The sequence below is a fragment of the Reyranella massiliensis 521 genome, from assembly GCF_000312425.1.
GTDB classification, from domain to species: Bacteria; Pseudomonadota; Alphaproteobacteria; order Reyranellales; family Reyranellaceae; genus Reyranella; species Reyranella massiliensis.
This window is the reverse complement of record NZ_HE997181.1, coordinates 2,045,856-2,059,403: the sequence shown is the minus strand read 5'-3', so window position 1 is coordinate 2,059,403 and position 13,548 is coordinate 2,045,856. Positions and strand designations below refer to the sequence as shown.

At 64.2% G+C, this 13,548-nt stretch carries 14 protein-coding genes and 2 tRNA genes; 11 read left to right on the top strand and 5 right to left on the bottom strand.

All coding sequences use genetic code 11. The features are described from left to right. Window positions 1-8: 8 nt before the first annotated feature. The 4 genes from BN60_RS10180 to BN60_RS10165 form a co-directional block, all read right to left on the bottom strand. Window positions 9-2,687 (bottom strand): valine--tRNA ligase, encoded by a 2,679-nt coding sequence (locus BN60_RS10180; protein ID WP_020695934.1) that lies wholly within the window; start codon window positions 2,685-2,687, stop codon window positions 9-11. A 71-nt stretch (window positions 2,688-2,758) separates the two neighbouring features. Continuing rightward, window positions 2,759-3,292, bottom strand: coding sequence for a DUF2497 domain-containing protein (locus tag BN60_RS10175; protein ID WP_177324796.1), 534 nt, complete (start codon window positions 3,290-3,292; stop codon window positions 2,759-2,761). A gap of 32 nt (window positions 3,293-3,324) precedes the next feature. Then, a complete protein-coding gene (locus BN60_RS10170; RefSeq protein ID WP_020695932.1) occupies window positions 3,325-4,815 on the bottom strand; it encodes a TolC family outer membrane protein in 1,491 nt (496 codons plus the stop codon). Window positions 4,816-4,899: 84 nt separating this feature from the next. Continuing rightward, window positions 4,900-5,559 carry a protein-L-isoaspartate O-methyltransferase family protein gene (locus BN60_RS10165; RefSeq protein WP_020695931.1) on the bottom strand — a complete coding sequence of 220 codons (660 nt, stop codon included), beginning with the start codon at window positions 5,557-5,559 and terminating at the stop codon, window positions 4,900-4,902. Window positions 5,560-5,684: 125 nt separating this feature from the next. Between BN60_RS10165 and BN60_RS10160 the strand changes: the two genes are divergently transcribed. The 9 genes from BN60_RS10160 to metC all read left to right on the top strand — a co-directional run bounded on the left by BN60_RS10160 (window position 5,685) and on the right by metC (window position 12,067). After that, window positions 5,685-5,758 (top strand) — tRNA-Cys (locus tag BN60_RS10160). A 93-nt stretch (window positions 5,759-5,851) separates the two neighbouring features. Further along, window positions 5,852-5,926: transfer RNA gene (locus BN60_RS10155), tRNA-Asn, on the top strand. Window positions 5,927-5,979: 53 nt separating this feature from the next. Further along, window positions 5,980-6,594: an NUDIX domain-containing protein gene (locus tag BN60_RS10150; protein WP_020695930.1), complete on the top strand. Its 615-nt coding sequence runs from the start codon at window positions 5,980-5,982 to the stop codon at window positions 6,592-6,594. Between the two features lie 87 nt (window positions 6,595-6,681). Beyond that, window positions 6,682-7,683: a cysteine synthase A gene (locus BN60_RS10145; protein ID WP_043283812.1), complete on the top strand. Its 1,002-nt coding sequence runs from the start codon at window positions 6,682-6,684 to the stop codon at window positions 7,681-7,683. Between the two features lie 7 nt (window positions 7,684-7,690). Beyond that, window positions 7,691-8,605, top strand: coding sequence for a ribokinase (locus tag BN60_RS10140; RefSeq protein ID WP_020695928.1), 915 nt, complete (start codon window positions 7,691-7,693; stop codon window positions 8,603-8,605). A 9-nt stretch (window positions 8,606-8,614) separates the two neighbouring features. Beyond that, on the top strand, window positions 8,615-9,319 hold the full coding sequence (locus tag BN60_RS10135) for an alanyl-tRNA editing protein (protein ID WP_020695927.1): 705 nt from the start codon (window positions 8,615-8,617) through the stop codon (window positions 9,317-9,319). Between the two features lie 106 nt (window positions 9,320-9,425). Then, on the top strand, window positions 9,426-10,283 hold the full coding sequence (gene sseA, locus BN60_RS10130) for a 3-mercaptopyruvate sulfurtransferase (RefSeq protein WP_020695926.1): 858 nt from the start codon (window positions 9,426-9,428) through the stop codon (window positions 10,281-10,283). Further along, window positions 10,252-10,851, top strand: coding sequence for a GNAT family N-acetyltransferase (locus tag BN60_RS10125; protein ID WP_020695925.1), 600 nt, complete (start codon window positions 10,252-10,254; stop codon window positions 10,849-10,851). The genes sseA and BN60_RS10125 overlap by 32 nt, the downstream gene beginning before the upstream one ends. 22 nt (window positions 10,852-10,873) lie before the next feature. Further along, window positions 10,874-12,067, top strand: a complete 1,194-nt coding sequence (gene metC, locus BN60_RS10120) for a cystathionine beta-lyase (protein ID WP_043283810.1) — start codon at window positions 10,874-10,876, stop codon at window positions 12,065-12,067. Window positions 12,068-12,074: 7 nt separating this feature from the next. On the opposite strand, the gene BN60_RS10115 is transcribed toward metC, so the two are convergent. Further along, the gene (locus BN60_RS10115) at window positions 12,075-12,575 is read right to left on the bottom strand and encodes a transcriptional repressor (RefSeq protein WP_051150256.1); all 501 of its coding nucleotides are present in this window, start codon (window positions 12,573-12,575) and stop codon (window positions 12,075-12,077) included. 71 nt (window positions 12,576-12,646) lie between these two features. On the opposite strand from BN60_RS10115, the gene hisI reads away from it, so the two are divergent. Both hisI and BN60_RS10105 read left to right on the top strand, forming a co-directional pair. Further along, a complete protein-coding gene (gene hisI, locus BN60_RS10110) occupies window positions 12,647-13,057 on the top strand; it encodes a phosphoribosyl-AMP cyclohydrolase (protein WP_020695922.1) in 411 nt (136 codons plus the stop codon). A 2-nt stretch (window positions 13,058-13,059) separates the two neighbouring features. After that, complete coding sequence (locus tag BN60_RS10105) at window positions 13,060-13,545, top strand: hypothetical protein (RefSeq protein WP_020695921.1); 486 nt, start codon at window positions 13,060-13,062, stop codon at window positions 13,543-13,545. The last annotated feature ends 3 nt before the right edge of the window (window positions 13,546-13,548 follow it).

Here is a 13,548-nt window from a genome sequence, read left to right as displayed (position 1 = left end):
GGCTTCTCTCAGCTGCTCAACCGCTCCAGCGCCGCGCTCAACCGAGCGCGGGTCTGCTCGGCCTGGGTGCGGCGTTCGCGCTGCTCCTCGACGACCTCCTCCGGCGCACGCGACACGAAGGCCGCGTTGCCGAGCTTGGAGTCGATCTTGCCGACCTCGTCGGCCAGCTTCTTGATTTCCTTTTGAAGACGCGCGCTTTCGGCCTTGAGGTCGATCACCTCGCCCACCGGCAGCGCGTAGGTCGCCTCGCCAACAACGATCTGCAGCGACGCCTTTGGCGCCGATGCCGCGGCCTCGACGCCCTCGATGCGTGCCAGCCGCTCGATGGCGGCGCGGTGGGTCTCTAGACGGCCCTTGGTCGTGTCGTTGGCGCCGATCACCAACAACTTCAGCTTGGCTCCGGCCGGGACGTTGAGTTCGGCTCGCGCCGAGCGGATATCCTGGATCAGCTTCACCAGCCACCCCATCTCGGCATCGGACGCCGCATCGATAGCGGTCGGCGCGGGCCAGGGCTGGCCGATCAGCGCGCCGTGACGGGCACGATGGCCGAGCTTATCCCACAGCTCCTCAGTGATAAACGGCATCACGGGATGCAGCAGCTTCACAGTCTCACGCAGCACGAAGGCCGTAACCGCCCGGGTCTCGTCCTTCTCGGGTCCGTCGACGCCCTGCAGAATCGGCTTGGTCAGCTCGACATACCAATCGCAGACAACGCCCCAGATGAATTCGTAAAGCGTGTTGGCCGCTTCGTTCAGCCGGAATTCCGTCAGCGCCTTGTCGATGGCGAGATTGGCGCGAGCCAGTTCGCCCAGCATCCACTTGTTGACCGTAAGCTTCGCCGAAGCCGGATCGAAGTCCTCGGGCAGTGCCGCGCCGTTCATCTCGGCAAAGCGCGTGGCGTTCCAGAGCTTGGTCGCGAAGTTGCGCGAGCCCTCGACCCGCGACGTTGCCAGGCGCAGACGGCCTGCCTGCGAAGCGGCGAGCGACGTCATGGTGAAACGCAGCGCATCGGCGCCATACTTGTCGATCAGCTCCAGGGGATCGATCACATTCCCCTTGGACTTCGACATCTTTTGGCCCTTCTCGTCCGTCACGAGGCCATGCAGGTAGACCGTGCCGAATGGCACATCGTCCATGAACTGCATGCCCATCATCATCATGCGGGCGACCCAGAAGAACAGGATGTCCCAGCCGGTGACGAGCACGCTGGTCGGATAGTATTTGGCAAGCTCCGGCGTCTTGTCCGGCCAGCCCAGGGTCGAGAACGGCCACAGGGCGGAGCTGAACCAGGTGTCGAGCACGTCGGGATCGCGCTCCAGGGCAACATCCTTGCCGTAGTGCGCGCGGGCCTCGGCCTTGGCCTCCTCCTCCGACAGCGCCACGAACACTTTCTTGTCCGGCCCATACCAGGCCGGAATCTGATGGCCCCACCAGAGCTGGCGCGACACGCACCAAGGCTCAATGTTCTCCATCCACCGGAAGAAGTCGTCGCGGCCACGCTCGGGCACGAACTTCACGCGGCCGTCGCGTGCCGCCGCAATCGGCGCCTCGGCGAGCTTCTTGGCGTCGGCATACCATTGCTCGGTGAGATAGGGTTCGACCGGCACGCCGCCACGGTCGCCATAGGGCACGGCATGGGTGTGCGGCTCGATCTTCTCGACCAGCCCCAGTTCTTCCATTTCGGCCACGATCTTCTTGCGGGCGTCGAAGCGATCGAGACCGCGATACTTCTCCGGCGCGTTCTCGTTCACGCGCGCGAACTTGTCGAAGATGTTGATGGCTTCGAGCTGATGGCGGCGGCCGACCTCGAAATCGTTGAAGTCGTGCGCCGGGGTGATCTTCACCGCCCCCGATCCCTTCTCCGGATCGGAATATTCATCGGCCACGATGGCGATCCGTCGCCCGACCAGCGGCAGGATCGCGTGCTTGCCGATCAGGTGTTTCCATTTGGGATCGTCGGGATGCACGGCAATGCCGGTATCGCCCAGCATCGTCTCGGGCCGCGTCGTGGCCACGACGATATGCTCGTCGCTGCCTTCGACTGGATACTTGAAGTACCAGAGATGCCCCTTGACCTCGCGCGATTCGACCTCGAGGTCGGAGATCGCCGTCAGCATCTTGGGGTCCCAGTTGACCAGGCGGTTGTCCTTGTAGATCAGACCCGCCTTGTAGAGATCGACGAACACCTTGAGGACGGCACGCGACAGGCCTTCGTCCATGGTGAAGCGTTCGCGGCTCCAGTCGCACGACGCGCCGAGCCGCCGGAGCTGGCTGGTGATCGTGCCGCCGGAATAGGCCTTCCATTCCCAGACCTTGGCCAGGAACTGCTCGCGATTGAGCAGCGTCTTGTTGGCGTCCGCCTTGGCGGCCCCTTCGACAGCAAGGCCGATGCCTTCCTGTTCGAGGTTGCGGACCACGACCATCTGGGTCGCGATGCCGGCATGGTCGGTGCCGGGCTGCCACAGCACGTCGTCGCCCTTCATGCGGCGCCAGCGGATGAGCACATCCTGCAGGGTGTTATCGAGCGCATGCCCCATGTGCAGGCTGCCCGTCACGTTCGGCGGCGGGATCACGATGCAGTAGGGCTGCTTCGGCGATTCCGGATGGGCGCGGAAAGCTCCGGCCTGCTCCCATTCGGGGTAGCGGCGGGCTTCGATCTCCTTGGGGTCGTAGGTCTTGTCGAGCATCTCTTTGCCTTATAACGAAAAACGCCACGGTCGCGGCGCCGTGGCGTTCAATTGACGGGTGGCGCCTGGGGTCAGCGGCGTGTCAGCCGGGAAATTTCGCGTTCAACATAGCGCTCGACCATCGGCGGCAGATTCTTGTCGAGCCATTCCTTCAGCATCGGCCGCAGCATTTCCTTGACCAGATCCTCGATGGTCTTGCTGCCATCGCCGAGTTCGGGGCCAGGCTCAGGCGCCGCGGGCGGCGGAACGCTATCCTGCACGGCCTGGTTCAGGCGGGCAAAGGCGGTGGTCGCAACGCCGGCGACTCCCGGCCCGACCAGCGAGCCATCGGAGGGCCCTTCGACAGACGGCTGTGGCATATCTGCGGCCTTGACTGGATCTATACGCGGTGGGCTCGGCGGGGCACCGGACGAGGTTTCCTGCCTCTTGGTGGGCTCCTCGACGAGGTCCGTCAGCAGCAACACGTCGTCGTGCGGCGGCGACTGACGGGGCACTGGCGCGACGCTGGGCGAATGCGGCGGCGTCCCCATTTTCTGTCCGGAAATCTGTGCGCGCGCTTCGTCGTCGGAAATAATCTTGCGAATGGACGCCAGGATGTCGTCCATCGAGGGATCGTTGCTGGGGTTCTTTGCGGCGCTCATCGTGGCGTATTTGAGCGCGGTGGTGAGCCCTGTGGCGGCGCACTGCCAGCCACACCCGTAGGATTGGCCGATGGCAAAATGTTGCCGGTACCCGATTCGCCGCTGCTGCCCCAGCCGATCCACCGAGAACCGACGTCTTTGTAGTAACGCTCCTCGTCGTAGTACTCGACAGGCAACGCAAGAGTGCGGGCCGTCAGGCGGCCGATGCCGGCGAGCACGCCATAGTAGGACACCTGCGTGTCGCGGCGTGCCTGGATCAGGTTCACCTGAGCGTTCAGAAGTTCCTGTTCGGCGTTCAACACGTCCAGCGTGGTGCGCGAACCGACCAGCGCTTCCTGCCGCACGCCGTTCAAGGCCACTTCGTTGGCTCGAACCTGGGATTCGTAGGACGTCACGCGCGAACGCGCCGAGTCGAGCTGACGCCAGGCGCGAATGACATTCTCCGCCACGGCCCTGCGGGCGCTGTCGAGTTCGTTACGGCGCTGAGCCACCAGCTCCCGGGCCGAACGGATTCGCGACCATTCGCTGCCGTTCTGGAAGATCGGAATCGTCGCCTGCAGGCGCAAGGCATAGGTGTAATACTTGTCGTTGGGCACCTGCAGGTCGAACTGCTGCTGCAGGGCGCCGACGAGGTTGACCTGGGGCATCAGGTCGCCAACGGCGTTGTTCACGCCATAATTTGCAGCCGTTATGCGATACGCAGCCGAGACAGCCCGGGGGCCGGCGTCCATTGCGAGGCTGACCGCCTCCTCTTCCGACGACGGCAGCCCGCCGATCAGCGGGATTTCGCCGAGCTTGCCCGGTCGCTTGCCGATCGTCCGTTGGAATGCTGCCTCGGAAATACGGACGTTGGTCTCTGCCGCGACGAGGTCGGCCTTCGCCGCCTCGAGACGCGCCTCGGATTGCGACACGTCTGTGATCGTGAGCTCGCCGACCCGGAAACGTTCGCGCGTCGCGTCGAGCTGCTGGACCAAGACGCGCACGTTGTTGCGGCGCGCATCGGCGATGCCGATGTTCTGGACCAGGTCGGCATAGGACGTCACCGCGGATAGAAGCGTCGTCTGCTCGGTGTCGGCCAGGGCTGCCCGCTGGGCCTGGATGTTGGCCTGTGCCTGCTTGGTCTCCGCGACCGTCTTGCCGCCGCGAAAGATTGGCTGAGTGACCTGCAATGTCGTGAACTTGCCATTCAGGTCGTAGAAGGTCGGCGCCACGCCCGGGCGCGCCGTGTAGGAATCCTGCTGAACCTTGTTGAATTCGACGTTCAACGTCACGCGGGGCCGCCAGTTGGCGACGGCCTGCGACAGCGTCTCGTCGGTCTGGCGCAGGATCGCCCGGCTCGCCAGCAGGTCGGGATTGCTGTTGTACGTCGTCGAAAGCGCCTCGATCAGGCTCTGCGACCACGCATTGGACGCACCACCGAGCCCGACGGCAAGGGCGCACGCTACCGCGCGGCGGGCGTGCCTCAACCTGGGCCGGATACGCATCATTCTCCCCTCATATCTGGCCAGTACCCTAACATCGGCCTGAAGAGTTTTGATAGTCCCGTTCGATACAGGAATCCGGCGGACTGCCTAGAAAGTGAACCTGGGTGGCGGAGTAAAGCCCGGCAAAAGCGGGGTGCCGGCATCGAAGAGCGGACGCCCCGAAGTAACGCCGCCCTGCTTCACGAAAAGCTGGGCAACGCCCAATGCGCCGCTCGGATCGGCCAAAACCGTTGCCAATCGGCCACCTTCGGCCAATTGGCCCGTGATCGCGGGCGGAACTTCCTGCACGGCACCTTCGATCAAGATGACGTCATAGGGGCCCGAAGCCGCGGCGCCCTGGTCCGGCGGTCCGGCAACCAGCTGGATATTTGTGACCTTCAGGTCACGCAAAGTCTGCTGAGCAGAGGCAGCCAGGTCGGCGTTATTCTCGACAGCCACGACCGAACCGACCAGCCGGGCCAGGATCGCAGCGCCGTAGCCTCGCCCTGACGCCGCCACCAACGCCTTATCCTCAGGCTGCGGCTGCAGACTCTGGATGAGGCGAGCCAGAACCATGGGCTCCATCATGTAGCGGCCACTGCCCAGCGGCACATCGTCGTCGGCATAAGCGACCGATTTCAACGCATCGGGCAGGAAGCGCTCCCGTGGCAGCTCGCCAACGGCCGCAAGAAGCGCGGCATTGGTGACCCGATTAGGCCGGAGCTGGCCATCGACCATATTGCGTCGCGCGAGCGCGAAATCCGTCATGGGCTGCCTCTACATGTAGCGGGTCCTATATAGGCAACGCCCGGTGACGACGCAAAGGGCAGCGAGTCGCGGTCGGCTTGACCGCTCCATCGCAGCACGCGTATAGCACCGACCGCAACTTGTGCGGCCTGGTGGCAGAGTGGCTATGTAGCGGACTGCAAATCCGTCAATGCCGGTTCGATTCCGGCCCAGGCCTCCACAAATTCGCGGTCGAAGGGCCTTGCGTGTCCAAACATGCTCTGCCAAAACACCGCGCCTTCGCGGAGCCTTGCCGTTACCGCGACGAAGTTTTTCCGGAGTAGCTCAGCGGCAGAGCAGGCGACTGTTAATCGCCGGGTCGCAGGTTCGATCCCTGCCTCCGGAGCCAATTAAGGGCCGCTCCCTCCTTGGGAGCGGCCCTTTTCGCTTGCAGGGTGCATCATGGCGATTGTCCCTCTCCCCACCGAAAAAGCCGAACTTATCGAGCGCACCGTCGCTTTCCGGGGCTATTTCCGCGTCGCCCAGTACCGCTTTCGACACACGCTGTATCAGGGTGGTTTGAGTGGTGAGGTGAAGCGCGAGGTTTTCGAGCGTGGCGAGGCCGCGGCGGTGCTGCCCTATGATCCCGTTCGAGACGAAGTCGTCCTCATCCGCCAGTTCCGTGCTGGCTCCTACGCCGCCGGCCGCCATCCCTGGGGTTGGGAGACCGTGGCTGGCATCATCGAGGAGGGCGAGTCGCCCGAAGATGTGGCCCGTCGAGAGGCCGTCGAAGAAGCAGCCGTGACGATCACCGACCTGTTGCCGATGGGCAGCGTCGTGCTGAGCCCCGGCGCCTGCTCCGAGACCTGCACCAGCTTCCTTGGTCGCACGGACACGAAAGGTGTCGGTGGAATCTTTGGCCTCGAATCGGAAAACGAGGACATCCTCGTGAAAGCCGTGCCGTTCGTCGAAGCCCGCGCGATGCTCGAACGTAACGAATGCGACAATGCCGTCGCGGTCATGGCGCTGCAGTGGCTCGCCCTGCATCGTGACGACGTGCGGAACCGCTGGCGCTGATCTTGCCGCAAGCGGGTTGCGTGGCCCCCTGCTCCCTGTCTACCGTCCGCTCGGGAGCGAGCGCAGGGTTAGAAGAGCGAGCAGGTCATGAACGTTCGGATGGGTTTTATCGACAGCATCGGCAATACGCCGCTGATCAAGCTGCGCGCCGCCTCTGCGGCAACGGGCTGCAACATCTATGGCAAGGCTGAGTTCCTCAATCCCGGCGGCTCGGTCAAGGATCGTGCGGCGCTGGCGATCATCGAGGATGCCGAGAAGAGTGGAAAACTGCGGCCCGGCGGCGTGATTGTCGAAGGCACGGCTGGCAACACCGGCATCGGCATCGCGCTCGTGGCAAACGCGCTCGGCTACCGTTCGGTCATCGTGATGCCCGAGACGCAGAGCCAGGAGAAGAAGGACATGCTCCGCCTCTGCGGCGCAGATCTTCGATTGGTGCCCGCCGTTCCCTACGCCAATCCCAACAATTATGTTCGCTACTCGGGCACCCTTGCCGAGGAACTCGCAGCCAAGGAGCCGGCCGGCGCCGTCTGGGCCAACCAGTTCGACAACACGGCAAACCGTGATGGGCACTACCGTACGACCGGCCCTGAAATCTGGGACCAGACCGATGGCAAGGTCGACGGCTTCACCTGCTCGGTCGGCAGCGGTGGCACCCTGGGCGGCGTGGCGCGGGCGCTGAAGGAGCGCAACCCCAACATCAAGATTGCATTGAGCGACCCCATGGGATCGGCGCTCTACAACTGGCACGCCAAAGGTGAACTGAAAGCCGAGGGCAATTCAGTTACCGAAGGGATCGGCCAGGGACGAGTCACTGCCAATATCGAAGGTACACCCATCGACCTCGCCTATCAGATCACCGACGAGGAGGCCCTGCCTATCCTGTTCGACTTGATCCAGCATGAGGGTCTTGTGCTGGGTGGGTCGACGGCCATCAACGTCGTGGGCGCCATGCGGCTCGCGCGTGACCTCGGGCCGGGCAAGACGGTCGTGACCGTCCTCGCCGACGGGGGGCAGCGCTATCAGTCGAAGCTCTTCAATCCGGTCTTCCTGCGCGAGAAGAACCTGCCCCTGCCGCCCTGGATGAAGTGAGTCGCCCATGAGCCGGGTGGTCGTCTGCGGCAGCCTCAACATGGACGTGGTCGTGCAGAGTGCGCGCCTGCCCGAGGCTGGTGAAACGCTGCTGGGCGCCGAAGTTACCTTCCTGCCAGGTGGCAAAGGCCTCAACCAAGCCATTGCCTCGGCTCGGCTCGGAATCCCGACGGCCATGGTGGGCGCTGTCGGCAACGATTCCTTCGCCAACAGTCTGCGTGGATTTCTCGCCGACAACGACGTGGACAGTTCGGGCGTCAGGGAAATCGACGGCCCGGCAACAGGCGTCGCGCTGATCCAGGTTGCCGATGGAGATAACTCGATCACCGTAGCCTCCGGCGCCAACATGCATTTCAGGGCGGAGATGCTGCACCAAGCACCGCGGCGCGATGAAGTCTGGGTCGCCCAGTTCGAAACGCCGCTCGCCGCCACGGGCGAGATTCTTGCCCGGGCGCACAAGGCCGGAGCACGGACGGTGCTCAACCTGGCGCCTTATACGCGCCACCCTGCGCGACTGCTGAAATCGGTCGATGTTGCAGTGCTGAATGAAATCGAACTCGGCCAGGCTACGGAGTCGAAGCTCACTTCGAGTAGTTCGCAGCGCAGCCTCGTTGCGGCCTGCGAGAGCTTACGCCAGCGCGGCGCACGCGCCGTGATCGCAACTTTGGGCGCCAAAGGCGCGCTCGTAGTGAGTGCCAACGGTGTCGAGGCCATCCCCGCCTTCAAAGCCAAAGTCGTCGATACCACTGGCGCCGGCGATTGCTTCGTGGGCGCCCTGGCTGCCCGCATGGCAGTTGGTGCATTCCCCACGGAAGCGGCCCGCTACGCCAGTGCTGCAGCCTCCTGTGCCGTCGAGCGTCTCGGTGCCGCACCGTCGATGCCGACGGCCCGCCAAGTTGCGGCCCGGCTGGCGAAAGCCTAAATCCGGTTCATGGTCGAAGAACTCTTCAGGCAGGATGCCTACCTCAAGGAAGCCGATGCCGTCGTGACCGCTCTCGAAGACCGCGGCGTGCGACTGGACCGCTCGATCTTCTACCCCACAGGTGGAGGACAGCCCGGCGATACCGGCGTGCTGCGCTGGGATAGCGGCGAAGCCAAGGTCGTGGACAGTGTCAAGGCCGATGGCGGCGACGTGCTGCTCGTGCTGGAGCCCGATGCGGCACGCCCGGCTGTGGGGGCCTCGGTGCAATCCGCGCTCGATTGGGAACGCCGTCACCTGCATATGCGCATGCACACCGCACTGCATGTCATGTCTGCCGTCATCAAGGGCAACGTGACCGGCGGCCAGGTCGGCGTGGACAAGAGCCGACTCGATTTCAATCTCGAAGGCGAGGTCCCAACCAAGGAGTGGGTGACCGAAGAGGTCAACAAGCTGATCGCCTTGGACCGTCCGGTCACGCCGCAATGGGTGACCGACGAGGAGCTGACGGCACGTCCCGAACTCGTGAAGACCATGAGCGTGCGCCCGCCGATGGGTGCCGGTCGGGTCCGCCTGCTGTCGATCGAGGGGATCGACCTGCAGGCCTGCGGCGGCACGCACGTCGCGCGAACCGGCGAGATCGGCCGCGTCGAATGCATCAAGATCGAGAACAAGGGAAAGATGAACCGGCGTTTCATCATCTCACTGTCATCCTGAGCGCAGCGAAGGATCTCATGCCGGTTGCGAGCGGCGATGAGGTCCTTCGGCTTCGCCTCAGGACGACAGAAACTAGAGTGCCGCAGTAGAGAGCAGGAAACGGATTATGGATTACGCAAGACCCGATGCCCTCGTCAGCACCGAATGGCTGGCTGCCCGGCTCAACGCGCCCGACGTGCGCATCGTCGATGGCTCATTTTATCTGCCGGCACAAAAACGGAATCCCAAGGCCGAGTTCGCCGAGCAGCATATCCCCGGCGCCGTGTTCTTCGACATCGATGAGATTGCCGATACCGAGAGTCCCCTTCCCCACATGCTGCCCTCGCCGGAGAAGTTCTCCTCGCGCGTGCGCAAGCTCGGCCTCGGCGACGGTTCCAAGATCGTCATTTACGACACGACGCCGATGACCGGCGCCTGCCGCGTCTGGTGGATGTTCCGCGCCATGGGATACAAGGACGTGTCGATCCTGAATGGCGGTTTGCCGAAGTGGCTGGCCGAAGGCCGCCCGGTGACCGACGATCCGACGCCGCCGCGCGATCGGCACTTTACGGCGCGTCTCGACAATACGCTGGTGCGGTCGATCGACGACGTACGCGGCCTGATCGAGAGCAAGCGCGAGCAGATCGTCGACGCCCGTGCTGCCGGCCGCTTCCGGGGTGAGACGCCGGAGCCGCGCGCCGGCCTGCGCGGCGGTCACATGCCGGGCGCTTTCAACCTGCCCTACAATGAACTGCTCGACCCCGAGACCGGCACCATGCTGCCCGCCGACAAGCTGGTGGCCCGTATCGCGGCCTCGGGTATCGATCCGGCGAAAAAGGTCACGGCGAGCTGCGGCTCGGGCGTCACCGCCTGCGTGATCGGCCTTGCCCTGTACCTCACCGGTTCGCCGGAGGCAGCGATCTACGATGGCTCCTGGACCGAATGGGGCGGCCGTGCCGACACACCGATCGTCACCGGCGCCTGACCTGTTCGCGCATCAACCGCCACCGCGTGCCGACGGACACCTCTCCGTCACGATCACCCATCTCGAGATGGCGCCGTCCGACTGGACGCGCCGTGGTTTGCCTCCCCAGGTTGACGTCACAATCGAGCATGCGGCGGCTCCCGCGGCTGCGCTCTATCGCGAACTGTACGATCAGATCGGCCGGCCATGGCTCTGGTACGAACGCAGGCTCCTCTCCGATGAGGCTCTGCAGGCGCTGCTGAACCAGCCAGGGCATGAACTTCACATCGCACGCGATAGCGGCAACCTCGTCGGCTTCTTCGAACTGGGCGACGAAGAACTCGTCTTCTTCGGCCTGACGCTCGACTATATCGGCCAACGCATCGGCCCTTGGCTACTCGACCGTGCCATCGAGCGCGCCTTCGCCCTCGGTTGGCGGCGGCTGCTCCTCAACACCAACACGCTCGATCATCCGCATGCCCTCGCCACGTATCGCAAGGCGGGTTTCCATCCGGTGCGAACCGAGGCGAAAGAGCTGCAGGACCCGCGAGTTCTATGGCCTGACGTCTATCGCTGGCCGCCAGCTTGATGCCTGTGTCATAGTCTAAATCATGACCGCTAAGAAAACTTATACCCGCCCCGACACAGTTTTGGCCGTGTCAGGCCGCGATCCCGACAGCAACTTCGGCATCGTCAATCCGCCCGTCTATCACGCCTCGACGATCCTCTCTCCGACCATGGAGAAGTTCGAGAACCGCATTCCTTTCGAGGGCTTCGGTTACGGACGCAACGGTACGCCGACCCAGAAGGCGCTTGAAGACGCCGTTGCCGCCATCGAAGGCGCGCATCGTTCGATCGCCGTTCAGTCCGGTCTCGGTGCCGTCACAGGCGCCATCGTGGGATTCCTCAAGACCGGCGACCACATGCTGCTGACCGACAATGCCTACGGTCCGGCGCGGCGCTTCGCCAACACGACGTTGAAGAACTTCGGCGTCGAGACGACCTACTTCGATCCGATGATTGGCGCGGGCATCGAGAAGCTGATGCGGCCCAACACCAAGGTCGTCTATCTCGAAGCCCCCGGCTCCCAGACCTTCGAAGTGCAGGATGTCGATGCCATCGCCGCCGTCGCCAAGAAGGCCGGCGCCGTGGTGATGATCGACAACACCTGGGCAACGCCGCTCTACTTTAAGCCGTTCGAGCATGGTTGCGACATCTCCATCCATGCCGGCACCAAGTACATCGTCGGTCATTCGGACGCGATGATGGGCATCATCTCCTGCGCCACGCGACCGCTGTTCGAGGTCGCGAAGACGGCATGCCAATCCTTCGGCTTCCATGCCGCGCCCGACGACTGCTATCTCGCCCTGCGTGGCCTGCGCACGATGGGCGTGCGGCTCCGCCATCACGAGAAGAGCGGCCTCGAGATCGCCCACTGGCTGAAATCACGGCCCGAGGTCGACAAGGTGCTGCACCCCGCCCTCCCCGACTGCCCGGGCCACGACAACTGGAAGAAGCAGTTCAAGGGTGCGTCTGGCCTGTTCTCGTTCACCCTGCGCGACGGCTACAGCAAGAACGCGCTGGCGGCGATGCTGGACGGCATGGACATCTTCGGCATGGGCGCAAGCTGGGGCGGCTATGAGAGCCTGATGATCCCCGCCCATCCCGATCAGTACCGCACGGCCGTGCCGTGGCCGCAGGGCAAGCACCTGCTGCGCGTCCATATCGGCCTCGAGGATGTCGAAGATCTGAAGACGGACCTCGCCGAAGGCTTCGAGCGCCTCAATCGGGCGCACAACGCCTAAGCCGAACTCAGGTCTTCCGGCAGTCGGCGCAGAGGCCGGTTACTTCCAGAGTCATGTCGCGCGCGGCGAAGCCGCGGCGCTGGGCGTCGGCGGTGATGGCCTCGGAGAGACCTTCGCCGTCCAGTTCCTCCGCATTGCCGCAGTCGCTGCAGATCAGGAAGAAGCCGCGATGCGACTCACCTGGATGGCTGCAGCCGATGAAGGCATTCATGCGTTCGATACGGTGGATCAGGCCGTTCTCGATCAGAAAGTCGAGGGCGCGGTAGACAGTCGGCGGAGCCGAGCCAAGATCCTCGTTACGCAGCTTGTCGAGCAAGGCATAGGCGCCGACCGGCTTGTGGCTCGACCAGACGAGTTCGAGCACGCGGCGGCGCAGCGGCGTGAACCGCAGGTCCTTGGCGGCGCAAAGCCTCTCCGCGGCGGCCAGCGCATCCTCGACGCAGTGCTTGTGATCGTGTGCATGGGCAGGAGCATGTCCTGCGGGGGCGGCTTTGGCCGGTTTCTTCACGAGCTTCCCGATTTGCCAAGCGATGTTGTGGCGATTATACGCGCCGTTCCCCTCGAAGGCCAAGGCTCGCCATGTCCACCACCTACGCACAAGCCGAGATCGACGCGGCGCTGGCCGCCATCAAATTCGATGCACAAGGCCTCGTTCCGGCCATCGCGCAGCAGCATGACAGCGGCGAAGTGCTGATGATGGCCTGGATGGACCGCGACGCCGTGGCCGAAACCATGCGCACGGGCCGCGCGTGTTACTGGTCGCGCTCGCGCCGCGCTCCGTGGCGCAAGGGCGACACGTCGGGCCACGTCCAGACGCTCGTCGACCTCCGCGTCGATTGCGACGGCGACACGCTCCTCGTGCTGGTCGAGCAGACCGGCGTTGCCTGCCACACAGGGCGGCACAATTGCTTTTTCCGGGCGATCCGCGACGGCGCTCTCGAAGAGATCGCGCCCGTCATCGTCGATATGGACAAGATCGGGAAGGACTGAGTTTGACCTGCAGTGCTGGTTTTTCGCGACGTGCCCTTCTCGGTGCCGGCCTGCTCCTGCCGCTCGGCGCCTGCGACCAGAACCTCTTCGGTCGCCGCAAATCGAATACGCTGTCGCCGCGCGGCGATCGGCTGGTGCGGCTGATCCAGAACACCGGCACCGACAACATGATGGCGCCCGAGGCTCTGGCGCTGATGGGCATCACCAACGAGGGCCGCGACATCCCGGTGCGCCAGCTCGCCGCCGACGGCCGCGACGGACGCTACGTCGTCAGCCTGGTGAACATCCGGAAGATCCACGAGTTCGTCTTCCACCGCCGTCAGGGCGACATGCTGATCCTTCACCTGAGCGACACGCGCTTTGCCCGTCTGCAGAGCGTGCGCTATCCGCGCAACGGCAAGCCTTCGGTCATCACCGACACCGCCTACGCCGAAGACGACTTCCAGCAACAAGTCGCCTTTTGGTTCGACCGTATCCCGGGGCGCTAGTAT

Excerpts from the sequence above, each read along its gene's own strand:
- BN60_RS10180 (WP_020695934.1), bottom strand. The coding sequence starts at position 2,687 with ATGCTCGACAAGACCTACGACCCCAAGGAGATCGAAGCCCGCCGCTAC.
- BN60_RS10175 (WP_177324796.1), bottom strand. The coding sequence starts at position 3,292 with ATGGACGACATCCTGGCGTCCATTCGCAAGATTATTTCCGACGACGAA.
- BN60_RS10170 (WP_020695932.1), bottom strand. The coding sequence starts at position 4,815 with ATGATGCGTATCCGGCCCAGGTTGAGGCACGCCCGCCGCGCGGTAGCG.
- BN60_RS10165 (WP_020695931.1), bottom strand. The coding sequence starts at position 5,559 with ATGACGGATTTCGCGCTCGCGCGACGCAATATGGTCGATGGCCAGCTC.
- BN60_RS10150 (WP_020695930.1), top strand. The coding sequence starts at position 5,980 with ATGGCGATTGTCCCTCTCCCCACCGAAAAAGCCGAACTTATCGAGCGC.
- BN60_RS10145 (WP_043283812.1), top strand. The coding sequence starts at position 6,682 with ATGAACGTTCGGATGGGTTTTATCGACAGCATCGGCAATACGCCGCTG.
- BN60_RS10140 (WP_020695928.1), top strand. The coding sequence starts at position 7,691 with ATGAGCCGGGTGGTCGTCTGCGGCAGCCTCAACATGGACGTGGTCGTG.
- BN60_RS10135 (WP_020695927.1), top strand. The coding sequence starts at position 8,615 with ATGGTCGAAGAACTCTTCAGGCAGGATGCCTACCTCAAGGAAGCCGAT.
- sseA (WP_020695926.1), top strand. The coding sequence starts at position 9,426 with ATGGATTACGCAAGACCCGATGCCCTCGTCAGCACCGAATGGCTGGCT.
- metC (WP_043283810.1), top strand. The coding sequence starts at position 10,874 with ATGACCGCTAAGAAAACTTATACCCGCCCCGACACAGTTTTGGCCGTG.
- hisI (WP_020695922.1), top strand. The coding sequence starts at position 12,647 with ATGTCCACCACCTACGCACAAGCCGAGATCGACGCGGCGCTGGCCGCC.